29 protein-coding genes and 1 pseudogene are annotated in these 24,290 nt (G+C 71.4%); 15 read left to right on the top strand and 15 right to left on the bottom strand.

The window, feature by feature from the left end; translation table 11 throughout:
- Positions 1-8: 8 nt before the first annotated feature.
- Positions 9-788 (bottom strand): ribosome-inactivating family protein, encoded by a 780-nt coding sequence (locus ACIP37_RS36075; protein WP_400845276.1) that lies wholly within the window; start codon positions 786-788, stop codon positions 9-11.
- Between the two features lie 287 nt (positions 789-1,075).
- On the opposite strand from ACIP37_RS36075, the pseudogene ACIP37_RS36070 reads away from it, so the two are divergent.
- A pseudogene (locus tag ACIP37_RS36070) lies at positions 1,076-1,522 on the top strand (alpha/beta hydrolase fold domain-containing protein); the annotation flags it as partial.
- A 184-nt stretch (positions 1,523-1,706) separates the two neighbouring features.
- On the opposite strand, the gene ACIP37_RS36065 reads toward ACIP37_RS36070, so the two are convergent.
- From ACIP37_RS36065 to ACIP37_RS36055, 3 genes are all read right to left on the bottom strand, one after another.
- Positions 1,707-2,627 carry a glyoxalase gene (locus ACIP37_RS36065; RefSeq protein ID WP_400812288.1) on the bottom strand — a complete coding sequence of 307 codons (921 nt, stop codon included), beginning with the start codon at positions 2,625-2,627 and terminating at the stop codon, positions 1,707-1,709.
- A 58-nt stretch (positions 2,628-2,685) separates the two neighbouring features.
- Complete coding sequence (locus ACIP37_RS36060) at positions 2,686-3,378, bottom strand: YoaK family protein (RefSeq protein ID WP_363588213.1); 693 nt, start codon at positions 3,376-3,378, stop codon at positions 2,686-2,688.
- 119 nt (positions 3,379-3,497) lie between these two features.
- Complete coding sequence (locus tag ACIP37_RS36055) at positions 3,498-5,396, bottom strand: amidohydrolase (RefSeq protein ID WP_400812290.1); 1,899 nt, start codon at positions 5,394-5,396, stop codon at positions 3,498-3,500.
- Positions 5,397-5,790: 394 nt separating this feature from the next.
- On the opposite strand from ACIP37_RS36055, the gene ACIP37_RS36050 reads away from it, so the two are divergent.
- The 6 genes from ACIP37_RS36050 to ACIP37_RS36025 all read left to right on the top strand — a co-directional run bounded on the left by ACIP37_RS36050 (position 5,791) and on the right by ACIP37_RS36025 (position 11,112).
- Complete coding sequence (locus tag ACIP37_RS36050; protein WP_363588209.1) at positions 5,791-6,453, top strand: hydrolase; 663 nt, start codon at positions 5,791-5,793, stop codon at positions 6,451-6,453.
- Positions 6,454-6,488: 35 nt separating this feature from the next.
- Complete coding sequence (locus ACIP37_RS36045) at positions 6,489-6,971, top strand: DoxX family membrane protein (protein WP_363588207.1); 483 nt, start codon at positions 6,489-6,491, stop codon at positions 6,969-6,971.
- Between the two features lie 74 nt (positions 6,972-7,045).
- Positions 7,046-8,050, top strand: a complete 1,005-nt coding sequence (locus ACIP37_RS36040; protein WP_363588205.1) for a hypothetical protein — start codon at positions 7,046-7,048, stop codon at positions 8,048-8,050.
- Entirely contained in the window at positions 8,047-9,429 is a 1,383-nt protein-coding gene (locus ACIP37_RS36035; RefSeq protein ID WP_363588203.1) for a cytochrome P450, read from the top strand. The genes ACIP37_RS36040 and ACIP37_RS36035 overlap by 4 nt, the downstream gene beginning before the upstream one ends.
- A gap of 85 nt (positions 9,430-9,514) precedes the next feature.
- A complete protein-coding gene (locus tag ACIP37_RS36030) occupies positions 9,515-10,300 on the top strand; it encodes a methyltransferase domain-containing protein (protein WP_363588202.1) in 786 nt (261 codons plus the stop codon).
- Positions 10,249-11,112 carry a hypothetical protein gene (locus tag ACIP37_RS36025; protein WP_400812294.1) on the top strand — a complete coding sequence of 288 codons (864 nt, stop codon included), beginning with the start codon at positions 10,249-10,251 and terminating at the stop codon, positions 11,110-11,112. Before ACIP37_RS36030 ends, ACIP37_RS36025 begins: the two co-directional genes overlap by 52 nt.
- A gap of 11 nt (positions 11,113-11,123) precedes the next feature.
- Here the strand turns inward: ACIP37_RS36025 and ACIP37_RS36020 are convergent, their stop codons facing one another.
- From ACIP37_RS36020 to ACIP37_RS35995, 6 genes are all read right to left on the bottom strand, one after another.
- On the bottom strand, positions 11,124-11,765 hold the full coding sequence (locus ACIP37_RS36020) for a site-specific integrase (RefSeq protein WP_363588237.1): 642 nt from the start codon (positions 11,763-11,765) through the stop codon (positions 11,124-11,126).
- A gap of 187 nt (positions 11,766-11,952) precedes the next feature.
- Positions 11,953-12,282, bottom strand: coding sequence for an Arm DNA-binding domain-containing protein (locus tag ACIP37_RS36015; protein WP_363588200.1), 330 nt, complete (start codon positions 12,280-12,282; stop codon positions 11,953-11,955).
- Positions 12,283-12,818: 536 nt separating this feature from the next.
- On the bottom strand, positions 12,819-13,220 hold the full coding sequence (locus tag ACIP37_RS36010) for a DUF2267 domain-containing protein (RefSeq protein ID WP_363588198.1): 402 nt from the start codon (positions 13,218-13,220) through the stop codon (positions 12,819-12,821).
- A 50-nt stretch (positions 13,221-13,270) separates the two neighbouring features.
- Positions 13,271-13,675: a DUF2267 domain-containing protein gene (locus ACIP37_RS36005; protein ID WP_363588196.1), complete on the bottom strand. Its 405-nt coding sequence runs from the start codon at positions 13,673-13,675 to the stop codon at positions 13,271-13,273.
- Positions 13,672-14,025 carry an STAS domain-containing protein gene (locus tag ACIP37_RS36000; protein WP_363588194.1) on the bottom strand — a complete coding sequence of 118 codons (354 nt, stop codon included), beginning with the start codon at positions 14,023-14,025 and terminating at the stop codon, positions 13,672-13,674. The genes ACIP37_RS36005 and ACIP37_RS36000 overlap by 4 nt, the downstream gene beginning before the upstream one ends.
- Positions 14,026-14,151: 126 nt before the next feature.
- Positions 14,152-14,586: an Hsp20/alpha crystallin family protein gene (locus ACIP37_RS35995; RefSeq protein ID WP_363588192.1), complete on the bottom strand. Its 435-nt coding sequence runs from the start codon at positions 14,584-14,586 to the stop codon at positions 14,152-14,154.
- Positions 14,587-14,695: 109 nt separating this feature from the next.
- On the opposite strand from ACIP37_RS35995, the gene ACIP37_RS35990 reads away from it, so the two are divergent.
- The 4 genes from ACIP37_RS35990 (at position 14,696) to ACIP37_RS35975 (ending at position 16,214) form a co-directional block, all read left to right on the top strand.
- Entirely contained in the window at positions 14,696-15,388 is a 693-nt protein-coding gene (locus ACIP37_RS35990; RefSeq protein WP_400812298.1) for a type III effector protein, read from the top strand.
- Positions 15,363-15,614: a hypothetical protein gene (locus ACIP37_RS35985; RefSeq protein WP_363588188.1), complete on the top strand. Its 252-nt coding sequence runs from the start codon at positions 15,363-15,365 to the stop codon at positions 15,612-15,614. The genes ACIP37_RS35990 and ACIP37_RS35985 overlap by 26 nt, the downstream gene beginning before the upstream one ends.
- A gap of 215 nt (positions 15,615-15,829) precedes the next feature.
- Positions 15,830-16,033, top strand: a complete 204-nt coding sequence (locus tag ACIP37_RS35980) for a CsbD family protein (RefSeq protein WP_400812300.1) — start codon at positions 15,830-15,832, stop codon at positions 16,031-16,033.
- 16 nt (positions 16,034-16,049) lie between these two features.
- Positions 16,050-16,214: a hypothetical protein gene (locus ACIP37_RS35975; protein WP_218206507.1), complete on the top strand. Its 165-nt coding sequence runs from the start codon at positions 16,050-16,052 to the stop codon at positions 16,212-16,214.
- Positions 16,215-16,496: 282 nt separating this feature from the next.
- Here the strand turns inward: ACIP37_RS35975 and ACIP37_RS35970 are convergent, their stop codons facing one another.
- Positions 16,497-16,736, bottom strand: coding sequence for a hypothetical protein (locus ACIP37_RS35970; RefSeq protein ID WP_363588184.1), 240 nt, complete (start codon positions 16,734-16,736; stop codon positions 16,497-16,499).
- Positions 16,737-17,410: 674 nt separating this feature from the next.
- Complete coding sequence (locus ACIP37_RS35965; protein ID WP_363588180.1) at positions 17,411-17,632, bottom strand: hypothetical protein; 222 nt, start codon at positions 17,630-17,632, stop codon at positions 17,411-17,413.
- Between the two features lie 973 nt (positions 17,633-18,605).
- On the opposite strand from ACIP37_RS35965, the gene ACIP37_RS35960 reads away from it, so the two are divergent.
- Complete coding sequence (locus ACIP37_RS35960) at positions 18,606-18,887, top strand: MerR family transcriptional regulator (RefSeq protein ID WP_400812306.1); 282 nt, start codon at positions 18,606-18,608, stop codon at positions 18,885-18,887.
- 545 nt (positions 18,888-19,432) lie between these two features.
- Here the strand turns inward: ACIP37_RS35960 and ACIP37_RS35955 are convergent.
- The 3 genes from ACIP37_RS35955 to ACIP37_RS35945 form a co-directional block, all read right to left on the bottom strand.
- On the bottom strand, positions 19,433-19,813 hold the full coding sequence (locus ACIP37_RS35955) for a CBS domain-containing protein (RefSeq protein ID WP_363588178.1): 381 nt from the start codon (positions 19,811-19,813) through the stop codon (positions 19,433-19,435).
- A gap of 161 nt (positions 19,814-19,974) precedes the next feature.
- Positions 19,975-21,498 (bottom strand): DEAD/DEAH box helicase, encoded by a 1,524-nt coding sequence (locus tag ACIP37_RS35950; protein ID WP_400812303.1) that lies wholly within the window; start codon positions 21,496-21,498, stop codon positions 19,975-19,977.
- Between the two features lie 367 nt (positions 21,499-21,865).
- Positions 21,866-22,069, bottom strand: coding sequence for a cold-shock protein (locus ACIP37_RS35945; RefSeq protein WP_030918248.1), 204 nt, complete (start codon positions 22,067-22,069; stop codon positions 21,866-21,868).
- Between the two features lie 517 nt (positions 22,070-22,586).
- Here ACIP37_RS35945 and ACIP37_RS35940 point away from each other — a divergent pair.
- The 3 genes from ACIP37_RS35940 (at position 22,587) to ACIP37_RS35930 (ending at position 23,896) form a co-directional block, all read left to right on the top strand.
- Positions 22,587-22,814 carry a hypothetical protein gene (locus ACIP37_RS35940; RefSeq protein WP_363588174.1) on the top strand — a complete coding sequence of 76 codons (228 nt, stop codon included), beginning with the start codon at positions 22,587-22,589 and terminating at the stop codon, positions 22,812-22,814.
- A 219-nt stretch (positions 22,815-23,033) separates the two neighbouring features.
- A complete protein-coding gene (locus ACIP37_RS35935; protein ID WP_363588172.1) occupies positions 23,034-23,438 on the top strand; it encodes a hypothetical protein in 405 nt (134 codons plus the stop codon).
- A 95-nt stretch (positions 23,439-23,533) separates the two neighbouring features.
- Complete coding sequence (locus tag ACIP37_RS35930; protein ID WP_363588170.1) at positions 23,534-23,896, top strand: hypothetical protein; 363 nt, start codon at positions 23,534-23,536, stop codon at positions 23,894-23,896.
- Positions 23,897-24,290: the final 394 nt, after the last annotated feature.

Genomic DNA, 24,290 nt, shown 5'->3' with positions numbered 1-24,290 from the left:
GCCGGCCGCTACAGCTCGTCGTGGCCGGGCTTGAACGAGGTACCCACGACCGGCGGCAGCAGGGTGCGCGCGTAGCGCAGGACGTCATGGGCGTTGTTGACGGTGGTGCCACCGATGCGCAGGGGCGCGGGGCGCGGATTGGGGCCGACCCCCATCTCGTTCCAGTAGAAGTTGGACAGTGCGTCCCAGTTGTTCTCCAGCTGCTGCACCCAGGAGGGAATGCCGCTGCCCGAGCTTCCCCTGTCGTTCAGGACATTACGGAAGACGCCCTCGACGTCGTTGAACCGGACGGCCTCGGAGGTGAACTGGAGGAGCAGCATCAGCGCGCGGGCGGTCGTGCGTGGATCCTGATCGGCGGAGCGCTGGTTGGCCAGGTCGACGACGGCTCGCCGCACGCTGTCGAAGGAGACCGGCGTGGTGGACCGGTCCCGCTGGGCGGTGCGGGCGAGGGAGACGTAGTTGCCGCCGAACGGGAGCCTGCGGACTCCCGGAATCGGGGCACTGGCGAAGATGTCGTTGAAGACGTACGAGACGCCCGGGGCGGCCTGGGGGGAGAACCCCACCACGTAGAGATTGTCGGGATTGATCCAGAGGTCCACCCCCCGGCCGGTGCCGCCGTCGTCGTCGGCCGTCAGCGAGACCCTGACGACGCCCTCGTCGTGCTTTGTCAACGTCAACTGCGCTGTTCGCAGCCATGGTTGACAGTAAATCGGACGAGTTGACGAGCTGTGTCCCGGCCTTGCCCCAGGGCGTACAAGCGCTGCCTGATTGCGTGCCCAACTGCCCAACTGCCCAACTGCCCAACTGCCCAACTGCCTGCCTGCCTGACGGGCCGGCCGGCAGTGGCACCCGGGTCGGCTGGGGACTGCGCGCAGAGACCAGAGGTCGGGCGCCGTCGGACAACGCGGCCTGGCCGGGCGGTTCTACGGTAGCGGCCACGCCTCGGGACTCGGGCGCCGGCCGGGCGACGCCGCGGCCGACACCCGCCGGGCGACGCCGCGGCCGACACCCGCCGGGCGACGCCGCGGCCGACACCTGCCGGGCGGACCACCCCGCACCATGAGGAGACGGAAATATGGCCAAGGACCGCGGCGACGTGCCGCTCCGGCACCAGGTGCTCTTCTACCCGGTGACCGACGCCGCCTTCGACACCAACTCGTACCACCAGTTCGCGACCGGCTACTTCCTGCGCCGCGACGGCATGGAGTGGTTCTGGGACCAGTACACGACCGACCCTGCCCAGCGCGCCGAGATCACCGCCTCCCCGCTGCGCGCCACCACCGAGCAGCTGACCGGTCTGCCCGCCGCGCTGGTGATCACCGGCGAGGCCGACGTGCTGCGCGACGAGGGCGAGGCATACGCGAACAAGCTCCGGGCGGCCGGCGTCCCGGTCACCGCCGTGCGCTACCAGGGCATCATCCACGACTTCGTGATGCTCAACGCCCTGCGCGAGACGCACGCGGCCCAGGCCGCCATCACCCTGGCGACCCAGACCCTGCGTGCGGCGCTGCACGCCGTCTGACGTCCGCTCCGCACCGTCGAGGACCCGGTGCCACCGTGCTGTGCACCGGCGGTGCCGGGTCCTTGTTCGCGCGCCCGGCTGAGCAGGCGCTCCGGGCCGCAGTGGTGCACGTCGCCGTGTGCCGTGTGTCGTGCGCCGCTGCCGTGACCGATCCGGCGGCGATCCAGCCGAGTGTCCCGGCCGGTTACGACCGCGAGCCGCCGTCATGGATCTCGGCGATGTAGCCGCCGGGGAACTGCACCATCGCGCTGTCGCGCCGGGGGGAGGCGTACGGCCCCCACAGCACAGTCGCGCCGGCGGCCCGGGCCTTGGCGAGGGTCGCGGCGAGGTCGCTCACGGCGTAGCCGGTGCTCTCGCGTCCGAAGGGGTAGGGCAGGTGCCCGTCGGTGACCGCGACGGAGGTGTCGCCGAACGGTGAGCTGATCCGGATCCGCCGGTAGGAGGTGCCGGGCAGGCCGAGTTCGGCGCCCGGTGCGTGGTTGTCGTCGGAGACCACCGTGCCGCCGGTGAAGCCCAGGTACGAGTGCAGGAAGGATCGGGTCGCGCCGCTCGGCAGGTAGAGCCGGTTCTCCGGTACGGACGCGAGCGCCGGGTACGAGGGTGCCTTGGTGTGCCAGTACAGCTGCGCGTAGATGCCGCCGGGGAACTGGACGATCGCGTCGCGGCCGATCGGGTCGGCGAACGGCGCGACGACCGTGTTCGCCCCGTCCGCCTCGGCCTTGCGCACGCCGCGGTCCAGGTCCGTGACGAGCCAGCCGGTGCGCTCGGCGCCGAACGGGTAGGGGACGGGCGTCTGGTAGTCGAAGACGGAGAGCGTGCCGACGGGGGAGAGGACGAGCTCGGACTTGGTCAGGCTCGGGGTCGGTGTGACGTCGGCGAGGACCTGCGGCGTGTTGGTGCCGCCGAAGGTCGCCTCCCAGCTGCTGACGAAGGAGTCCATCGCGCCGGGCGTCACGTACACGTGCGTCGTGTCGTACTGGGGGCCGACGGCGAGGCCGGGGCGTCCGGCGGTGGGCGCCGCGGGGGCCGACGGTGCGGTGACGAAGGCCAGCGCGGTGGTGGCGGTGACCGCCGCCAGCAGGCGCAGGGAGAGGCGCATGGGCATGTGAAGTGTCCTTCCGGGAGACAGAGTTGGCCGAGGGGGTGACGGCGGGGCGGACGCCTCAGTCGCGCTCGCGGTAGCCGACCGCGATCGCGGCGACCAGGACCGTGCCGGCCAGCAACGCCCAGCCGAGGTGTCCGTGGATGACGAGCGCGGCTCCGGGAGCGGCGCCCGCGAGCATCGCCAGGACCGCGTAGAGGCGCCGGCCCAGGCGGGGGTTGGCGCCGCCGGCCAGCGAGGAGTCCGCGGCGAGGCCGGTCAGGGTGAGGGTGAGCACCGTCGTGGTCAGGTCCGGCACGCCCAACTTGCGGACCGTGCCGTTGCGCAGACCCATGGCCACGGCCAGCAGCGCGATCAGTGCCTCCTGCTGCGCCCGCCCGCTCGCGGTGAACGTGATGGCGGTCGCCGCGGCTTGCAGCGCGGTCTCGGCCAGCAGCGCGGTGCGCAGCCAGCGCTCCCGGCGGCCGTCGCGCTGTCGCAGCGCCAGCCGGCCGGCCAGGACCGAGCCCAGCAGGAAGGCGGCGAGCGAGGTGAGCGAGCCCGCGATCGAGAAGCCGGGCGTGCCCACCATGGCGAAGGCGACCACGACGACGTTCCCGGTCATGTTCGCGGTGAACACGTGGCCGAGCCCCAGGTAGCTCACCGCGTCGATCAGGCCGCTGACCGCGGTCAGCGCGAACAGGGCCAGGGCCAGCGGGTGGCGGTCCCGGACCTGCGCGGCGGCCACGGTGCTGTCGGACTGGGTGGTCGTCATCGGGGCGTCCTTCAGGGCTGTCCAGCGCGGTGCGCCACCGGGAGTGCGGGGCCCGGCGGCGCACGGCGGATACGGAATACGGGAGGCGGAATGCGGGATAACGGGATGCGGGATGTGGGTCAGAGGAAGCAGGGGTCGTCGAGGGCCGGCCCGCCCGGGCCGGGGACGAGAAGTCCGCGCGCCTGCCGCCACTCGCGCTGCTCGTCGGAGGCGGCGGCTGCCTCGGCCACCTGCGCGGCCTGCCGGACGCCGGTGAGGCTGGGCGCGGTGGTGGCCTGGTAGCCGCCGAAGCGCGCCACGGGGCTCCACAGCGGGACCACGGCCGGCAGCTCGGGGGCGAGACCCTCGTGCTCCTGGACACTGTGCACGATGCGGCCGCCGACCACGGTGAGGACGGACTCGATGTGGGGGATGTCGGCCTCGTCCACCGTCAGGTAGTCGGCACTGAGCACCGCGAAGTCGGCGTAACAGCCCACCCGCAGCCGGCCCTTGACCTCCTGCTCGCCGGTGAGCCGGGCGCCGCCCAGGGTGTAGAGCTCCAGCGCCTCCTCGCGGCTGAGCCGGTTGGCCGCCGGGCGGAGCGTACGTCCGCCGACGGCGCGCCCGGAGACCAGCCAGTGCAGCGCCACCCACGGGTTGTAGGAGGAGACCCGGGTGGCGTCCGTGCCCGCGCCGACCGTCAGCCCGCGTTCCAGCATCGCCCGCACCGGCGGCGCCTCGGCAGCCGCGGCGGCGCCGTAGCGGCGCACGAACGCCTCACCCTGGAAGGACAGCCGGTTCTGCACCGAGACGGCCCCGCCGAGCGCGGCGATCCGGTCCAGACTCGCGGAGGAGACCGTCTCGGCGTGGTCGAAGAGCCACCGGTTCCCGCCCGGGAAGAGGCCCTCGGCGGCGAGCCTCTCGAAGACCGCCAGGTCGCGGCGGATCGTCTCGTCGTAGCTGGCGTGCAGCCGAAAACCCCAGCCGTGCTCCATCAGCAGCCGGACGGCCTGCTCGAACCCGGCCTCGTACGGGCCGAGTTCGGGGCGCGGCTCGGTGAAGTTCTCGAAGTCCGCAGCCGCCCAGGTGAGATTCTCCCCGGCACCGTTCAGCCGCAGCCACTCGTCCCCGTCACCCGGTCGGACGGTGGCCACCCAGCGCGCCAGGTCGTCCAGCTCCTGTCCGGCGGTCTGCGGGAAGAGGTGGTAGGCGATCCGCAGCGTCAGCTCGCCGTTCTGCGCGAGCTGCATGACGGTGCCGTAGTTCTCCGGGAAGCTCTGGAAGCCGCCGGCCGCGTCGATGGCCGAGGTCAGCCCGAAGCGGTTGAGCTCGCGCAGGAAGTGCCGGGTGGAGGCGGCCTTCTCGGCCTCGTCCAGCGTCGGCGCCTTGGCGAGCGTGGAGTACAGCAGCAGGGCGCCGGGGGCGGCCAGCAGCAGGCCGGTCGGCTGTCCGTCGTGGCCGCGCACGATCTGGCCGCCCACCGGGTCCGGGGTGTCGCGGTCGAACCCCGCGGCCCGCAGCGCCGCCCGGTTCATCAGCGCCGACTGGTACAGGTGCAGGACGAAGACGGGGGTGTCGGGCGCCGCGGCGTTCAGCTCGGCCACCGTGGGCAGCCGGCGCTCGGCGAACTGGTCCGCGGACCAGCCGCCGACCACCCGGACCCACTGGCCGGGCGGGGTGCGTTCGGCCTGGGTGCGGAGCATGGCCAGCGCCTGGCGCAGTGTCGGTACGCCGTCCCAGCGCAGCTCCAGCACGTAGTTGAGACCGCCCCGGACGACGTGCAGGTGCGAGTCGTTGAGGCCCGGGACGGCACGTCGTCCGAGCGCGTCGACGACCCGGGTCCGCAGGCCGATCTGCGGGATGACGTCCGCGTCGTCGCCGACGGCGATGATCAGACCGTCGCGGATCGCGACCGCGCTCGCCCGCGGGTGCGACGGGTCGCCGGTGTACACCTTGGCGTTGCGCACGACCAGGTCGGCGGCTCGGCCGGCTTCGCCGGGGTGACCGGCGCGGATCCCGGCGACAGGCATGCTCGACATGATGGTGACCGTCCTTGTCGTTCGGGCCGGACAGCGCGAGCGGCACGGCCCGTTGAGCTCTGGCACGAGTCAACCTAGGGCGGCATCGAGCTGCGACTTTGCTCTGCACGCACCGGCTCTGTCCTGTGCGGGCAGCGACCCCCGCGGGCAGCGCCGGGACCGACGGCGCACGGGAGCTCCGTGCAGTGTGGGAACAGTCCTGGGCGCGGGGGGAGAAGAGATGTCCGGGCGCCGCCGGATAGCGTCCTTGCTGTGCCGGAGAGCCTGCGGCACCGCTCGTGTCTCCGAGCCTTCGATGCCTTGCGACGTCCCCGCCGAGGTCTGCGCCGACGTCCCCGCTGATGTCCGCGCCGACGCCCCCGTGACACCCCATCAGCCGAAAGAGAGAACCGCCATGGTCGACTTCGACTCCGTGCACGCCGCCCCCAGCTCCGATCTACTGACGCCGGACAACTCGATGATGCTCTTCGTCGACCACCAGCCGCAGATGTTCTTCGGCACGGGCAGCGGCGACCGCACGGCGATCATCAACGCCACCGTCGGCCTGGCCAAGGCCGCCCGGGTCTTCGACGTCCCGGTGGTGCTGTCCACGGTGGCCGCCGATTCCTTCTCCGGCCCGATCCTGCCCCAGCTGAAGGCGGTCTTCCCGAAGCACGGGGTGGTCGACCGCACCTCGATGAACGCCTGGGAGGACGCGGCCCTGGTCGAGGCGGTCAAGGCGACCGGGCGCAGCAAGATCATCCTTTCCGGCCTGTGGACCGAGGTCTGCCTGGTGCTGCCCGCCCTGTCGGCGCTGGACCAGGGCTACGAGGTCTACGTGGTCACGGACGCTTCCGGCGGCGTCAGCCCGCTGGCCCATGAGCACGCCATCCAGCGGATGACGGCGGCCGGCGCGGTGCCGGTGACATGGGTCCAGGTGCTGCTGGAGCTGCAGCGCGACTGGGCTCGCACCGAGACCTACCTGCCGGTCATGGACGTGGTCAAGGAGCACGCCGGCGCCTACGGCCTGGGTGTGGTCTACGCGCAGAGCATGATCAACGAGCACGCGGCCGGCTGACCGGAAACCAGGTACCACAGAAAGAGAGTTCACCAGTGAACGCAGGTCTCCTGCTGCTCCGGCTGGTCGCCGGCCTGCTGGTCGCGGGGCACGGGATCCAGAAGGTCAGCTTCCACCTCGGCGGCCGGGGGCTGGCCGGCGGCACCGAGGAGTTCCGCGGCGACGGCTTCCGCGGCGGCGTGTTCACCGCGCTCACCGCGGGAGGCACCCAGATCGGGGCCGGACTGCTCCTTGCGGCGGGTCTGCTCACGCCGCTGGCCGCCGCGGGAACGATGGGTGTGATGACGGTGGCGCTGACCGTCAAGCGGCCGCACGGGCTGTGGGTGCAGAACGACGGGTTCGAGTACCCGCTGGTGCTGGTCACGATCGGCGCGGCGCTGTCCGCCACCGGACCCGGCCGCTGGTCACTCGACGCACCGCTCGGACTGCTGCCCTGGCCCGCCTGGTGGCTGCCGGTGGCCGTACTGGCCGGCGTGGGCGGCGGCCTCGCCACCCGCCTCCTCCTGCACCGGCGCTGAACCACGCTGCCGGCACGGAGCGACCCGTGCCGACACAGCGTTCACGCTCCCTTCGACCGAACGGTGAGGCCGGCATGCCCGTGAGCAATCCCCACGACACAGCGACCGACGGGAGGTCCGACGAGTTGTGGTGCCCCTTCCCCTCCCTGCTGAACCGGCATGCCGAGCAGGCCGACCGGGAGAGCTTCGCCTGGATGGCACAGCACCGGTTGCTCGACGGGCTGCCCGAGCGTGCGGAACGGCTACGGCGTCAGCGAAGCGGTGCCCTCGCCGCTCGGACCAATCCCGAGGCGGGCGCGGAGATGCTGCGGCTGCTGGCGGACTGGTACGTCTGGCTCTTCGCCTTCGACGACGGGTACGGCGAGGACCCTGAGCGCGGCGGGCCACCGGGCCCACTGGCCCGGACAACCGCCCTGCTGGCGCGGGTACTCGACGCCGACCTGCCCCTGACCGAGCTCACGGGAACCGCACGTGCCTACGCGGTGGCCCTGCGGGAGATCCGGGACCGGATCCGCGTGCACGCTTCGCCCCCGCAGCTCGTCCGGTGGGAGCGCACGGTCTGCGACTACCTGTCCGCGCAGGTCTGGGAGGCCGCGAACCGGGAGGCGTCGGCCGTCCCCGGGCTCGCCGAGTACGTGGCCATGCGCCGCCACGCGGGGGCGACGTACACCTGCCTGGCACTCATCGACATCGTGGGCGGTTACGAACTCCCGCCCGCGCAGGCGGACGGCCCGACGCTGCGCAGGCTCGCGGACATCACCGCGAACCTGGTCAGCTGGGACAACGACCTGTACTCCCATGCCAAGGAGCGCGCCGGCGGCCAGGGACGCCACAACCTCGTCGAGGTCCTCGCCCGTCACCACCGCTGCTCCCCGTCCGCAGCCCGGGACCGGGCCCTCGCCATGCGCGACCGGGAGATGAACCACTTCATCGAGGCGTGCGAAGCCGTCAGCGCCGACGCCACCGCACCGACCGCGGTGTACGCGCGCAGCCTCGGGCTGTGGCTAAGGGGGCACATCGACTGGTCCCGTGGAAGTTCGCGATTCGACACACCGTCACCCGCAGCGAGCCGGCCATGACCCGTGACCGCAGTACGGCCGGCGGCGAGGCGCCCTGCGCCGGGGGCCGGCTGCCCGGGATCGGGCACCTGATTCCGCTGATGACCCGCCCGGTGCCCTTCCTGCAGTCGCTGGCGGACCTGGGCCCCGTCGTGCGGATCCAGCTGTGGCGGCGGCCGGTCCATGTGCTCACCGCGCCCGAACTCGTGCACAGGCTACTCGTCCAGGACGCCGCGAAGACCGAGAAGGGCTTCGTCTTCGACAAGGCCCGCAGGCTGCTGGGGAACGGGCTGTTCATCTCCGAGGGCGCCTTCCACCTCCGCCAGCGACGCCTTCTCCAGCCGGCCTTCCACCGCGACAGCATCCGCACGTACACCGCCGTGATGACCCGCGAGGCAGCCCGGGCGGTGTCCCGCTGGGAGCCGGAGTCACCGCTGACGATCAGCGAGCGGATGCACGAACTCACCCTGGACGTTCTGCTGGAGGCGCTGTTCGCCACCCGCCTCGGCGCCGGCCACAAAGCCCGGATCCACCAGGCCGTGCCGGTGGTCCTCACGGGGTTCATCCAGCGGGCCCTGTACCCCTCGCCGCTCCTGGAGAAGCTGCCCGTTCCCGCCAACCGGCGCTTCGACGCGGCAGTCGAGGACCTGCGCGCGGTGGTGGACGACATCGTCGCGCAGGTCGACCGGCGTGACAGCCCGGACAGCACGCTGCTGTCACTGCTGCTCGCCGCCAGGGACGAACAGACGGGTCGGCCGATGGCCCCTCTCCAGGTTCGGGACGAGGTGGTATCGCTGCTGCTGGCGGGCACCGAGACGGCTGCCACCACACTCAGTTGGCTGTGCTACGAGCTCGCCTGCCATCCCGATCTGCAGGACGAACTGAGCGAGGAGGTACGAGCCGTCGCCAGTGACGGCACCGTCGGCTGGAGCGACCTGCCGCGCCTTGAGCGCACCGGGCACGCGCTCAGCGAAACCCTCCGGCTCCACACCCCCAACTGGATCCTGATGCGCCGCGCGGTGGCCCCCCTCCAGTGCGCCGACACCCGGCTCGCCCCGGGCTCGGAGATCCTCTTCAGCCTTACCGCGCTGCACCGTGACCCGCTCCGCTACCCCGACCCCCACCGGTTCGACCCCGGCCGATGGCGCCAGCGCGGGGACCACGCTTCGCGCAAGCTCTTCATGCCCTTCGCCGCAGGACCGCACAAGTGCGTCGGTGAGACCTTCGCCTGGACCGAGCTGCTGATCATCGCCGCGGCCGTCCTGGCCCGCTGGCGGATCGGCCTGGCCACGCCCGGCCGCGTCCACGAGACCGCCACCTCGGCCACCCTCCGTCCCCGGGGTCCGCAACTCAGGATCCACCGCCGGACAAGTCACCCAGCGGCTCCAGGGGGAGCATGACGTTCCGTCAACCGGAGACGAACGGGAACGACTACGGTCAGCTCGCCGCATGGTGAGTTGACCGGCGGAAGGAAGGAAGCACCCCGTGGACCACGGCGACCACCACACCTACGACCAGATCTTCAGCCTCTCGGCAGAGGAAGAACGAGACCGGCTGAGGCACCTCACCTCCGTCTACGACCCCATCACCGAGCACGTCATCGGTTCCCTGCTCTCCCCCGCCGGACGCAACTGCCTGGAGGTCGGCGCGGGCAGCGGGTCGATCGCCGGGTGGCTCGCCGACCAGGGTGCCCAGGTCACCGCCCTCGACCGCGACGACCGCTTCCTGCCCGCCCACCCCCGCCTGACGACCGCCACCGGCGATGCCCTCTCCGAAGACTTCGACCCGGGCCCCGTCTTCGATCTCGTCCACACCCGCTTCGTCCTCATCCACGTTCCCCGACGAGACGAACTCCTCGAACGTCTCGTCTCCTGGCTGCGCCCCGGTGGGTGGCTCGTCGTCGAGGAGACCGCCGACACCACCTCCGGGACCTCCCCGCGCCCGCACCACCGCAACGCCATGGCCGCCATGTGGCGTGTCATGTACGAAACCGCCGGCACCGACATCACGTGGACACGCCACCTCCCGACCCCGCTCGCGGACCACGGCCTCACTGACATCGGGGCCCATGTCAGCACCCTCCCTTTCCATGGCCAGGACGACATGGCGCGCATGCTGCACCTCAGCATGAAGCCGCTGTCCCGGAGGATGGTGGACACCGGTCTGGTCACCGAGGCGGAACTGGCCGACGTCTACGCGGACTTCCGGAATCCCTGTGTGTGGGACCTGGCGTTCTCCATGGTCTCGGCCTGGGGTCGGCGCGGCAGCTGACCGTTCGGGCGCGCGGGCAACGGGGTCTGCAACCGGTCATCGGGCTTCCGCAGTGCGGCAGGCGAGGTTCAGGTGCATCGAGTCAGCGTCAGTGGCCAACCGTCAACCAGAGCCTTGGTAGCGCACCGTCCGCAGCCGACCCGGCTCCCAGGCCGAAGCGCCGGGCACCAGGACCGGGCGGCGACGGAGTCCCAGCCGGGCATGCACTCCTGGCGGCCGACGCCGATGCCGAGCCGGCGGATCTCGGCGAGGGCGTCGTTGTCGCGGATGACGGTACAGACCCCCGACTCGCCGACGGCCGCGCGGTCAGCGACATCTTCGATGAAGGCTGGGCACCGATCCTCGCCTCCATCCACCGCCAGATCGACCACTGGCAGACGGCCGACGAAACCCTCGGACCGGAAACCGTCCTGCGGCCGCTCACCCTGCACGGCTTCCGTACCGAGTCCGTCGGCGGATGGTGGGGGTCCGGCTGGTATGAGAGCACGGCCCGCCGCGCCGTCGCTCGCGCCGCGGGCAACGGCGGCCTCCCGACCGCCTTCCCCGACACCGAGCGGCTCGCGGACACCGCCGCCTGTCATCCCGATCTGCTGGACGACGACACGTTCTCCTGGCTCACCGAGGCCGTCTTCGAGGAGGAGTCCCTTCGGCGTGATGCCCTGCTGCCGGTCCCCGCAGCGGTCACCCTTCCGGACTGGGCAGCACAGGACTTGCCCGACCTCCTCCAGCCGGACATCGACGAAGAGGAACCCGACCGCACTCACACCAGCGGCTCGGAAGCGGCCGATGAGCAGCTAGGTATGAAGGCCTGACGCCGGACCGCTCACGCTGCCTTGCCGAAGCGGCGACCGGCAGAGCAACCGGCCTGGCCGGCCACCTCGGCGTCCGCCCGGTCGGGCGCGGAGGCGAGTGCCTTGACGGCTTCGTCGGCGGAGTCCTTGAGGAGGTGGCCGTAGAGATCGACGGTGATGGCGAGGTTGGAGTGGCGCAGGGTCTTGGAGACGACGGCGAGCGGGATACCGGCGGCGATCATGATGCTGGTCGTAGTGTGGTGCAGGTCGTGCAGACCGATCTTCGGCAGGTCGAGTTCTGCGGTGCGTTTGCGGAGCTGGCCGAGGACCCGCTGGGGGCGCAGCGGCTCGCCGTCGGGGCGGGTGAAGACCAGGCCGTCGAGCCGGCCGTCGGGGTGGGCCGCCATCTGAAGGGCGGCCTGGTGGTGGAGGGCGGCCATGGCCCTGGGGGAAAGGCTGATCCACGCGCGACTTGCCTCGGTCTTGGGCTCACCGAGGTGGATCTTCCCGTTGTTCACGGCCGTCAGGGTCCAGCGGACGTAGAGCTTGTGGTCCATGAGGTGGACGTCGGACCAGTGCAGGGCGAGGATCTCACCGCGGCGCATGCCGGTGCCGAGCATGACCTCGAACAGGTCAGTGAGCCGGTCGGCGTAGTGCTCCGTGTTGTGCCGCAGGAACGCCGCGGCCTGGTCGGGTCCGGCAGGTGCGCACGGCGGCGCGGGGCTTGGGCGGGACGGAGTGCTTGGCCGGGTTGTAGCGCAGCCGCCAGGAGCGGACGGCGGCGTTGAGCGCGTTGCGCCGGGTGGACACGGCCCGGTAGACGGTGACGCGACCCCGCTTGGCCTTCTGCTGGGCGGCGACCTAGCCGTTGATCTGCTTGGGGCGCAGGTCGGGGAGACGGTAGTGACCGAAGGCGGGGATCAGGTCCCGCTCGACGCAGTCCACGTAGCCGGCGTAGGTGTTGGGCGCGAGCACCTCCTTCTTCGCCGCCAGCCACTCCCGCAGGAAGCTCGCCACGGTGGTGCGGCGGTCCTCGTAGACCCCGCGCAGCTCACCGTCCAGCATCGCCTTCATCTCCCGGGCCGCCTCGGCCCGGGTGGCGAAACCGCCCCGACGGCGGGTCCGGCGCTTCCCGTCCTCCCGGGCGAGGTCGATGCAGTACGTCCACCTCCCGTGATCCGCCTCCTCCAACAACCGCACACACCACGGACCCAACTGCTTCCCCCGCCCGTCCGAGCAGCCACACCGCCGGCAGACCCGGCCACGCTGCGCACGCTGTCCCATGAACTTCCTCCCTTTCGAGTGGGGGTGATCCCGGGTGCGCGAGGCACGTCAGAACCAATCGGTCAGGACACGCTCAAGACGACACACCGCCTGGAAGATCACCATCCGTAGTCGATGGGTAGGCGACCTTGATTCGCCCTCCGTGAACCCGCCGGCCGACGTCGCTGCTGGTGGATCGCGGGGCGCTTCAACCCGCGGTTGTTGAAGGCCCGCCAGATTGGTGTCACTCGCCGTGACCGGAGCCCTGGGGACCACTTTGGGACCACGCGCGATGAGTGCCAATGAGCGCCCATGGGCGGTAACGGACGCATGTGCACGAAGTGAACGCTGACGGCATCTCACTCCGCACGATCCCCTTCGATCGGTCGAGCATGTCCGATGAGAGCAAGATGGTTGAGAAGCAAAGAAGCCAGGACCTTGAGGTCCCGGCTGGCGCTGGCGGTTCAGGCGGCGGTTGGGGTGAGATCGGCGCGGCCGAAGAGCAGCGCCCAGCCGTTGGGCAGTTGGTGAAGGATGCGGTCGGTGAGGTGGTCGCCGGCGAGGTCGGTGAGGGCGGCCAGGACAGTGGAGGTGTCCCAGCGGGCTGCGGCGAGGGTGGTGCCGAGGGCGTCGGCGACGGCTTCGACGAAGGCGGGGGCCGAGACCGGTTGGGGCAGGGGGATCTGGGAGGCGAATACGGCGCGCGCCCGCTCGGGGAGTGTGGCGGCGAGGTCGCAGCGTTCGTCGCCGGTGAGCTGGGAGCCGAGCAGCGCCAGGACGGCGGCGAGGGCGCGTTCGGCTTCGTCGTCGCTCGGGTAGCGGCCGAGGATGCGGACCTGCTGGATCAGGTGGCGGTGCCGGGTCATGGCGGTGGCCTTCCGGGCGTTGGCCGGCGGCGGGGCGGCCGTGATGGGGGTCAGGGGCGTTGGCCGGCGGCGGGGCGGCCGAAGAGCACGTCGTAGCCGGGCGGCAGTTGGAGCAGGACCTGCTCCATGAGCCGGTCGCCGGCGGCGTCGGCGACGGTGGACAGGACGGCGCCGATGTTCCACAGGGCGGTGGTTTCGGCGGCGCCTTCGATCCAAGCGGCGGTGGCGCGCACGAACCGTTCGGGGCTGAGCGGTTCGGTGGCCTGCAGTGGGTTGAGCAGGACCAGGGCGAGCGTCTCGGGCAGGCGGGCCGCGAGGTCCGAGCGCACTGCGCCGACCAGGTGCGCGCCGAGCAGGGCCAGGACGACGCGCGCGCAGCGTTCGGCTTCCTGGGGTGTGTCGTATTCGCCGCGTTCCCGGACCTGGTCCAGGAACGCCTCCCAGTGCAGTGTCATTGCGGGTTCCTCCCTCCGGTCGGCGGCGGATGCCGGGTCTGGGGCGTGTGGCCGTGCGGGCGGGGTGCTGGGGCCAGCCAGGTCGTCAGGCCGGTCAGTTTGAGGAGCCGGGCCACCGGGCGGGTGATGCCGCGCAGGGCCAGGCGCGCCCCGTTTCGGTCGGCCTGGTTGCGGGCCTCCAGCAGGACGTTCAGGCCCGAGCAGTCCATGAACGTCACCTGTGACAGGTCGAGCACCACCTGCCGGTGGTCCGCCAGCGCGCGGGACAGCTCGCGACGAAGGTCCGGGGCGGAGTCGAGGTCGATCTCGCCGCATACCCTCACCGTGAACGGTGGCGCCGGGGTAGTCATGGGGCGGCTCGCTGTCCGTTGGGCCCGCGGGTCGCGGGCGTGTCCGGAAGGTCAGGCCGGGGCCGGGGTGTCCCGTGCCGCGCCGCCGGGGGGATTGCGGGCGGCACGGGACGGCTCGGGGAGAGGTCAGGCCTGGATCTGCTTGCGCCCGTCGCCATGGGCGATGGCGATCTTGCGGGGCTTGGCCTTCTCGGCGACCGGGATTTTCAGGGTCAGCACGCCGGCGTCGTAGTCGGCGGTGATCCCCTCCGGGTCGAGGGTGTCGGAGAGCATGACCTGCCGGGAGAACACACCGAGCGGGCGCTCGGCCAGCTCCCACTTCACGTCGTCTCCCTGCCGGTGCGGACGGCGCTCGGCCTTGACGGTCACCATGTTCCGCTCGACGTCGATGTCGATCGCGTCCGGGGCCACCCCTGGCAGGTCGAAGCAGATCACGTACTCGTCACCGGCGCGGTAGGCGTCCAGTGGCATCGGGGTCGGCCGCGACCAGGTACCGGTCGTGTTGAGGAACTGCTGGGTCAGCCGGTCGAGCTCGCGGAAGGGGTCAGTGCGCAGCAGCATCGCGAAACACCTCCATTGATCGTTGGGTGCCAGTGCGCTTCACCTGACATCGTTGTAGCACGTCATCCATCCAATGACAAACTCCTAGTGTCGTCCGTAGAATGACTGCATGAGCGCGAAGCCCCCGAAGCCCGCAGCCAGACCCGAGCCGGTCTCCTTCCTCGCCGCCGCCGCAGCGCTAGCCGCCATCGACGACGCCGTGCGCACGGCCCGGGGACCTGGCCGTCCCGCAGGCCAAGACGCACGGGAAGGCGGTGCCGAGCGGGCGCTGGCCGCCCTCGTGCTGCTGCGGGAGCTGCGTACCCAGCTCGCCGACTGGGAGGCTCCGATGGTCGAGGCCGCCCGCGCCGCAGGCGCCACCTGGGCCGACCTCGCCCAGCCCATGGGCGTCGCCAGCCGCCAGGCCGCCGAGAACCGCTACCTGCGCCTGCGCCCCGCCGGCACCACCGGCACCACTGGCACCACTGGCACCACTGCTACCGGCGCGGAGCGGGTCAAGGCCGTGCGCGACCGCCGCGCCGCCGACCGCGCCGTCGACGCCTGGGCCCGCGACCACGCCGCCGACCTGCGCGTCCTGGCCGCCCGGATCACCGCCGCCCCCGGCCACACCCCCGAAGCCGGGCCCGCCCTGGACGCACTCACCACTGCCCTCGGCGCCACCGACGCGGCCGACCTCATAGCGCCCCTGACCGGTATGCGCCTCCATCTCGGCGACGCCCATCCCGACCTCGCCGCCCGCCTCGACGACCTCGACGACCGCACCGACCGCCTCCGCCATGACAGTGATCAACGACGCGCCTGACCCTCCTGCCCAGGACCGATGGCAGCACATCGAGGACCGCCTCGCCGCCATCGAGCTGCGGATCCGCGAGCAGAGCACTGCGGCCCTCACCGTCCTTGACACCCACCTGGCCCGCCTCGACGCCCTGCGTCGCCAGCTCGCCACCCAGCCATGGCCCCCGCAGGGCCCCGACACCCCCGGCAGCCCGGCCCGCCACCCGTGCCCGTCCGCGGGAGAGGCTCGTTGAACCGGGCGCCTGCCCGCGGTCATCAGGCCGGCGGTACGCGGCGCCGATTCCCCGGCCCGCGTACCGCCTCGCGCCGCCGTCCGGCCTCACAGGCGGTCCCCTCGGGACGGCCCGCGCCTCGTCAGCCGTGCCGCGAGCATAAAATCCCCAAAACCGGGCAAAGATGGACGATCGGACAGTGGGATTCGCGCACTACCGGATGGACGGAGCAACCGATGGGTGACCTGTCGAACAAGGCGCAGAACGTGACCGGCAAGGCCAAGGAGAAGGTCGGGGACCTGACTGGTGACCAGGAGCTGAAGGGCGAGGGGCAGGCCGACCAGGCGGAGTCGAAGCTCAAGCAGGCCGCCGCGGACGTCAAGGACGGCGTGCGCGACGTCGCCGACCGTGTGAAGGGCGTCTTGAAGCGCGACAAGTGAGAAAGGCGGAGCCGCGATGGCACTGTTTCTGTTCATCGTCCTGATCGCTGTGGTGTTCGGTTTCGTCGGCGCCCTCGTGAAGGGCCTGCTGTGGCTGCTCGTGATCGGGATCGTCCTGTTCCTCGCAGCCCTGGTACTCGGCGGCATGCGTCTGGGCAGCCGACGCTCCGGGCGCAGGTAGGGAAAGCGGGCCATTCGCCGTGACGCAGCCCTCGGCCCTTCGAAGGCCAGGGCTGTATTCGGCGGGGCGGGGCCGTGTGGCCGGGGCTACTCCTGTAGACCCCGGCCGCACGGCGGCCGACGAGCGGCACGGCAGCGGCCCACGGGTGTGCCTACCCGCGGGCCGACGTTCAGGGCGGCGGGATGGCGTGCAGGCACGTGTGCCTGTCCGTGCCGCGGGCGTGGCCGGGCCATCACCTCCGTGATCTCCACCCGGAACGTGCCGTTCTCGTCCGCGAATGAACTACCAGCCCATATCCTGGGCAACCTCGCTCTGAGCAGCAGCGATGTCCTCGGCGGTCACCCCGGTCACGTCGGAGTCCGCGGCCCGCTCCAACCGCGACAGCAGATCGGCCAGGGCCTGTTTCTGGGCCGGATGGGTCACCGGCACCGAGCCGAGATCCGTCGTCATCAGCCAGTCGAACAACACGATGGTGTCCGCCTGCCACAGGCGCACCGACACGGTCGGGAGATCGTCTTCCATCCGCCCACCATGCCGGGCCGACCAAGCCGCACGACCGAACCGCACGACCCGAGGGGGTCAATTCTGCGGGACTGATGGGTTTTCAGTTCTGCGGAAGCGTTGACAATCTCCGCCTGACCTCGGCGGCGCGGCTTGGACGCTCGTTCCCAGTCCCCTGCTGCGCCGACCGGCCGCCGCGCCCTGCCGGGTTTCGCTCGCCGATACTGGCAAGCACCCTGGGCGCGAGCGGACTCGTTCGCATGGGCCCTGACCCTCCCCCCTTCTGGTCCGGGCCTGTACGGCGGGGTGTCCGGCGTGGTCCACCGCCGGCCGCCCTCGCCCGGGTGCGGTCGCGTGCGCGGCCTCGGGCGCGCGCGGTTGAACCATGGGGATCGTGGTTCTGTTGGAGCTGGTTGAGCCGTTGGATGCGCGCATCCTGGGGGTGGGCGGTGATCCGGTCGACGTCCTGTTGGTGCGCCGGGTCCACGCCGCCCTCTCCGATCCGGACGCCCCCGGCGGCCCCGGGCCGTCGACCCGCGTGCGGAATGGACGCCAGCGCGATGGTGGTCGAGCGGTGGAGCCCGGAGCGTCCGAGGCAGGGGTGGTATCCGCCGCGTTGGGCCGGATACGTCTGCCTCACCTGTGATGCCGCTGCCCGCGCTTTCTGATCCGGGAGCGCGGCGGGCCGACTGGGCCTATCGGGCCCCCGGCGGGTTGTCATCACCGTGGGGGGTGTCGATGGCCTCGCGCAGGGCAGGCAGGTCCGTGATGGCGGCCTGTTCGGCGAAGCGGGCCAGAAGCCGGCGGAGGCCCCGCTCGTCCCGGTCGCGCACTGCTTCGCCTATGGCCGCCGCCAGCGACGCCTGGGTATGGGGGTCGGGGGTGCGCACCTGCCGCGCGGCCTGCGGCCCTTCCACCACTTGTCTCCCGTTCACTCGTGGTCCTGGCCGCGGGACGCGGCGTCCTCCGCCCTGGGTGCGGCTGCGGCGACAGGCCGCCCCACCCCGTGAGGGGCGAAGACTACCTCCCCAGCCGGCGCCGAAAAATCTATGCCCGCTGGAGTAGACATTGCCACGCGCCGTGGTTAGTGTTTCTCTCGTAGACGAGAGAAGCGGTACCTGCCAGACACGAACTGGCGGGTAGCAGTACAGGAGTTCGTAGGTCGGTACGGTTGCAGGGTCTTGAAGCCAGGGATGGTGCAGTAAGGCGACAGGACCGGCGGCCGGGCCGGGCGGCCCGCAGGTATCAGGGGTCGCCACCGAGCGGTACCGCAGTTCGGTAAGTGCAGTACCAGCAGTGTGAAGTTGAGTTGGGAAGTACCAGCAGTCGAAAGTACGCGGTATCCCGGTGAAGGCGCCCAGACTGCGGGCGCGCGCACTGGGAGTCCGGCAGTGGGGTTCCAAGCCGAGTGGTTAAGCAGGACGGGCGACGGGGCTGGCTACCGGACCCGGTGGACCGCAAGGACCGCCACAGCAGTACCGAGTGGTTGGCACTACCACGCAGTTCGAAGTACCAGCAGTTCCGCAGTACCAGGTCAGTGCAGAGGATGAACGGAGGGGACAGAGCGCCATCAGGATCGCCCGGCCCGTGAGGAAGTCGCCCGGGCGGAATCCGAAGACCCCAAGGCAAGGACGGTGGTTTCCGGTCACGCATACGCGATCCCCGCATGCCCCCTCCCCCGGGGCAGTGCGGATATAAGGAAGCCGGCCACAAGGCCTGCAGATGGTGTAAAACCCTTCGGGGCCCCGGGAGCCACAATGGCCCCCGGGGCCCCTCAGTACGTCCCCAGGCACAACAACAAGAAGAGGTGCAGTGACCACGGCAACCATCCGACCGCATACCCCCGGCGCCGTCAGCTCGTTCGACGATGACGACTACCCCGCCTACACCATGGGCCGCGCCGCCGAAATGACCGGCACCACCCCCGGTTTCCTACGCTCCCTCGGCGAACAGGGCCTCATCACCCCCCTGCGCTCCGAAGGCGGCCACCGCCGCTACTCCCGCTACCAGCTGCGCATCGCCATGCGCGCCCGCGACCTCGTCGACCAGGGCACCGCCATCGAGGCCGCCTGCCGCATCGTCATCCTCGAAGACCAACTCGAAGAAGCCCTGCGCATCAACGAAGAGCTCCGCCGTTCCCCGCGCGGCCAGGAGTCCGCCGCCGACACCTGACCAGCCTGCCAGGCCGACGAGACCGGTCCGCGGTGAGCGACGGGCGCTCACCGCAGGCCGCCCCGGACACGATTACCCCTCAGTCCCCGATCGCTGGCCGACCGTTCCCCGCGCGGCCAGGAGTCCGGCACCCTGCCTCACCGGCGCGGACCGGTTCCGGGCCGCGCTCATGCACAACTGTGTTTCCTTGACCGGTCCTTGGCCGCGCCAGCCGCTGACGGTTCGCCTGCGCTGAGCGGGCGGTCCGCTCGGTCGCCCGGCCGCTACGGTGAGGATTGCGCCGCCGCCTGCGGGCCGTCAGGCAAGTCGCCCGCTTTGCGGGCGCCCCCGGCCCGCCCGAGACCGGGGCCGCGAGGAGTTACTCGGTGGCCGTCCCCGCGGAATCCGACCCCCTGCCCTCGACATCCGCCTGCGACCGGGAACCGGCGCCCTGATGCTCGACGCGATGGCCGACCCCGACCAGGACAGCGGCCCAATGCTGAACGCCGCCGTGGACAGCTCCCTGGAGACGCGGCTGCCGGCGCGTCGGCGCCGGCAGCGCGGGCCTAGAAGCTGAGCAGGCCGATGGCGTGGCCGTCGGGGTCGACCACCGGCCACGTGGTCAGGCCGCGGGCGCGCATGGCGGAGGCTGCGGTGGTGGCGGGCATGTCGGCGGTGGCGAACGGGGCCTGGTCGAGGACGATGTCGCGCACCGGGGTGCGCTCGGTGGACCAGGTGCGGGTCTGGAACGGTGCGAGGTGCAGGCGGGTCAGCAGCCCGGCGCAGCGGCCGTCGTCATCGCGGACCAGGAGGTGGTCGGCGCCGGAGCCGTGCAGGATGTCGATCGCCATGTCGACCATGACGTCGTCGCTGATCTGCAGCTCGGGGTGTCTCATGAGGTCGCCGACCGTGGCGGTGGTCGCGGGGTGTTCGAGGGTGAGGGTCATGGGCGGACTCCTTGGTGTCGGTTCCGCCGGGGCCGGCGGTGGTCGGGGCACCGCGGTGGGAGGGCCGGCGGGGTCCGCCGGAGCGGGCCGGGACTCCTGCTTCGCGCTGGTGAGTCGTGTGGGCCTGGACCGCGGCGGCGGTCCAGGCCCACACCTGCCTACTAGGCAGCGAGGGCGACGCGCCTCGGTGCCCGGCGGCGGCCGGCGGCGGCCTGGTTGTCGCGGCCCGTGACGCTCGCGCGGGTGTCACCGGCCGCGCGGGCGGGGCGGCTGCGGCGGTTGCGGCTCGTGGAGGTGCTGCGGCGCGGGCGTTCGACGACGGGGGCGGCGACCACGGTGGGGATACCGGTGGGCACGCGGGCGCCGGTGATGCGGGCCAGGTCCTCGTCGCCGGCGCTGACGCGGGTGGTGACGGGGGTGATGGCGGCGGCGGTCATCAGACCGGCCATCTCGCGGCGCTGGCCGGGCAGGACGAGCGTGACGACGGTGCCGGACTCGCCGGCCCGGGCGGTGCGGCCGCCCCGGTGGAGGTAGTCCTTGTGGTCGCTCGGCGGGTCCAGGTTGACGACGAGGTCGAGGCCGTCGATGTGGATACCCCGGGCGGCGACGTTGGTGGCGATCAGCGCGGTGACCTGGCCGGTGCGGAACTGTTCCAGGGTGCGGGTGCGCTGCGGCTGGGACTTGCCTCCGTGCAGGGCCGCTGCCTTCACGCCGTTGGCTAGCAGGTCGTCCACCAGGCGGTCCGCGCCGTGCTTGGTGTCGATGAACATGATCACTCCGCCGTCGCGGGAGGCGATGTGGGCGATGGTGGCGTTCTTGTCGAAGTTCTGCACGTGCAGGACGTGGTGCTCCATGGTGCTGACCGCTCCCGCGGACGGGTCGACCGAGTGGGTGACCGGGTCCTTGAGGAAGCGCCGCACCAGGCGATCGACGTTGCGGTCCAGGGTGGCGGAGAACAGCATCGTCTGGCCGCCTTCGGCGACCTGGCCGAGGAGCTCGGTGACCTGCGGCAGGAAGCCCATGTCGGCCATCTGGTCGGCCTCGTCGAGCACCGTGATGCCGACGCCGTCCAACTGGCAGTCGCCGCGCTGGATCAGGTCCTTGAGTCGGCCGGGGGTGGCCACCACGACCTCGGCCCCCTGGTTCAGGGCGTGGGCCTGGCGGCCGATCGACATCCCGCCCACCACCGTGGCCATCCGCAGGCGCACCGAGTGGGCGTAAGGGGTGAGAGCGTCGGTCACCTGTTGCGCGAGCTCGCGGGTGGGGACCAGGACGAGGGCCAGCGGGCGGCGCGGTTCGGCGCGCCGACCGGCGGTGCGGGCCAGCACGGCGAGGCCGAATGCGATGGTCTTGCCCGAACCGGTGCGGCCCCGGCCCAGCACGTCGCGGCCGGCCAGCGAGTTCGGCAGCGTCGCGGCCTGGATCGGGAACGGCGAGGTGACACCCTGGCGGGTCAGCACCGACAGCAGCGCCTTCGGCATGTCCAGCTCCTCGAACGCTTCGACGGGCGGCAGCGCCGGAGTGGTGCTCACCGGCATCGCGAACTCGCCCTGCGGAGAAGAACCCTGGCGGGCGCTACGGCCGCGGGCGGGCCGGTCGCCGTAGAAGGAGCTGCCGCCGGAGCGGGAGGAGGACGAGGAGCGGGAGTTGGCGTTCTGGTACGGGGAGCGGCTGGAGTGGTTCATGGGAAACCTTCCTGGCGGCACGTCGCGAGGCAGCTCCGCAGCGCGGGACGCCGACAGGAGGTCACGAGGGGACGGGCCGAAAGTGTGGAGCGCGGGGCGTGGACGGTGAAACCGTGCGGCACGTCACCTACGGTCGGCGCTCACCGCGGAAGGCGGGAGCGAACGACCTCGAACCGTGAGCTGTCACGGCAGGGCGCCGATCCGGACGCGGCGCTGGGCGTCTCGCGTGGGGATGGCCGCCGGTGGCGGAGCCAGGGGGCCAGAAACGGCCGGGGATGTGCGTCGTGGCGCAATGCCGAGGGGCCCGCACCGGGCATCATGTACGCGGTGCGGGCCCCTCGCTACCAGGCGGGTGCCGTGGCAGAAACTACAGCGGACGAATGTTCTCGGCCTGCGGGCCCTTCTGGCCCTGCGTGACGTCGAACTCGACCTTCTGGCCCTCGAGCAGCTCACGGAAGCCGTTGGCGTTGATGTTCGAGTAGTGGGCGAAGACGTCCGGGCCGCCACCCTCCTGCTCGATGAAGCCGAAGCCCTTTTCCGCGTTGAACCACTTCACAGTGCCATTAGCCATAAAGAAATCTCCTTCAAGGGGCTGTCCGAAGCACGCACAGCGCGCGCTTCGAGTCGCCGCGATGAGCACCCACCCGGGGAAGAGCCGGGAAACAAAAAGGCGCCTGCGAAACACCAGCAGGCGCACACAAAGTTCATGGGAACCACTACTGCAACTAAAGTGACTCTAGCAGGCCCAGGCCCGTCACGGGTGGATATTTCACCCCCACTTCTCCGGGAGCCTTCCCCCAGGGCCGTCGGCCGCGAGGCGATGGGGTCATCAACATGCATGGAGAGCAGTCTGGTTGAGTGCTCACCCCCACTCCTTCGGTGCCGACCGCTCACCTTCCCGGGGAGGGCGAGTCGCGCGGGTGCGGAGCGCCTGCCCTGGCCGCGACAGACCCGTGAAAGCGACGCACCACGCCCACCGGCGCCATCCGGGGCGCGCTGGACGGCTTGCGCGAAATTCCTGTCGTAGCTCCGAAATTGAGTGCTTCGAAAAGTCCCGCTCCCGCGATTCTCGGCGCATAATGCAGGGAATGACGAAATCTGCAGCAGTCCGCCGTGTCCTGCCCACCAGCCCCTTCAAGGCCCGGATCGAAGCACCGCGCAAGCACTTCGCCGTCGGCGACCGCGTCACCCACGACACGTACGGCCTCGGCCGGGCCATCGGCGTCGAAGACGACAGCGACATCGCGGTACTCGTCGACTTCGGATCGCGGCGGGAACGCATCACCCAGCCCTACACCGCGATGTTCAAACTCTGACCCAGACGCACGCGGTTCTCCGCCGAGTGCGCCGCGCACCCCTGCGGTACGCCCCTGGCCCGTCGCGTCGGCACGCCGTCCAGGGGGCGTGCACCCCGGCCGGGCCGAGAGGGAACCCGACGCCCCGGCCCCGCAGCCTCACCGGCCATGGCCGGAAAAGCATGTGACGAAACATCAATGCCGAATGGCTGCGGGCTGGCCAGGCGATAAACTCCGCGCATGGATGACAAACATCTGTTTGAGTCCGTCTGCGCAGTGCTCTCCCACCGAGGGTTCGAGCCGGCACCGTCCCAGGCGGCCGGGCTCTTCGCCCGGCAGCGTCCAGGGATCGGCCTGGTGCTGGGATGGAGCCCGGGCCAGGACCTGATCGGACCGACCCTCCACGGCTGCCCGCATCCCGCCGACGCCGCCGGGCGCACCGAGTTCCGCGGCATCCGCGGCGCGCTGATGCTGGCCCTGGCGGAGGTCCTCGGCTCCGCAGGCTTCACCGTCACCGCCCTCGGAGCCGACCTGCTCGTCACCGCCGGCCCGCACGATCCGGGCGATGCCCAGACGCTCACGGCTGCTCCCAACTGCCCCGCGCCGCGACGCAGCCGATCGGCACGTCAGGTCGCCGCCGTGTAGCTCCTGGCCGCGCAGCGGGCGCAAGGCCCGTGGCCGCCATGGCCGCTGCCCCGGGCCCGTGGGCGCCGCGGAGGCCGTGTCCTATTCTGGGGGGCATGTCGAACCCTGACGGGCTGCTCGTCGACATCGCCGCGATGGTCGAGTCCGAGCACAGCAATCAGATGTCCCTGACCGTGGTGGTCCCCGGAGCCGTGATCACCGGCAGGCTCGCGCCGGTGACCCTGTGGTTGGAGCGGGTGGCGGAGGTCCTCCAGGCCTCGGAGCACTTGAAACCGTTCGCCGCTCTCTTCGCCCCGCCCGCCGACGGCCCGCCCGCACAGCTCACCCATCTGCATCTCCACCGGGCGAAGATCCTGCAGGGCGACTTCGGGCTGCCCCACACCGGCGGCATGTACCGCATCGCCATCGAGGACGTCAGCAGCTGGACGGTCGGGGACCTCAGCTACTCCGATTCCTGAGAACCACCCCAGGCCCAAGTGGCCGCCTGGCTTGGCGCCCTACGTCCCCGCACCAAGGAGCCGCTGAGCCTTGAGCGGGTGCCGTGACGGCTGGTCCGGGTGTCGGGGTGGGACCGCTGACTGCCCCGGCCGCAGAGGCGAAGGGCGCAGCGGGCGAGCCGAAGGCGCCGGCGCCCCGGGCGGTGTCGGCGCCCTCTCCGAGCGGACCATCCCGAGTACCTGGCTGGCGGGGTCCAGCCCGGCCGCGCCCTCCAGCCGCCACGTCTTGTGCCGCGCTGCGGTGGTGCCGTACGGGGCGACGGCCAGAGCGTGCAGCGCGAGGCCGTCCCCCTGTCCGGCCTCTGCGGCGGGCGGCAGTACGGCTGGAAGGAGCTGTGGGCCGGGTTGCCGGTCC

The sequence above is a fragment of the Kitasatospora sp. NPDC088861 genome (assembly GCF_044750105.1).
Taxonomy (GTDB): domain Bacteria; phylum Actinomycetota; class Actinomycetes; order Streptomycetales; family Streptomycetaceae; genus Kitasatospora.
This window is presented reverse-complemented; position numbering and strand designations above follow the sequence as displayed.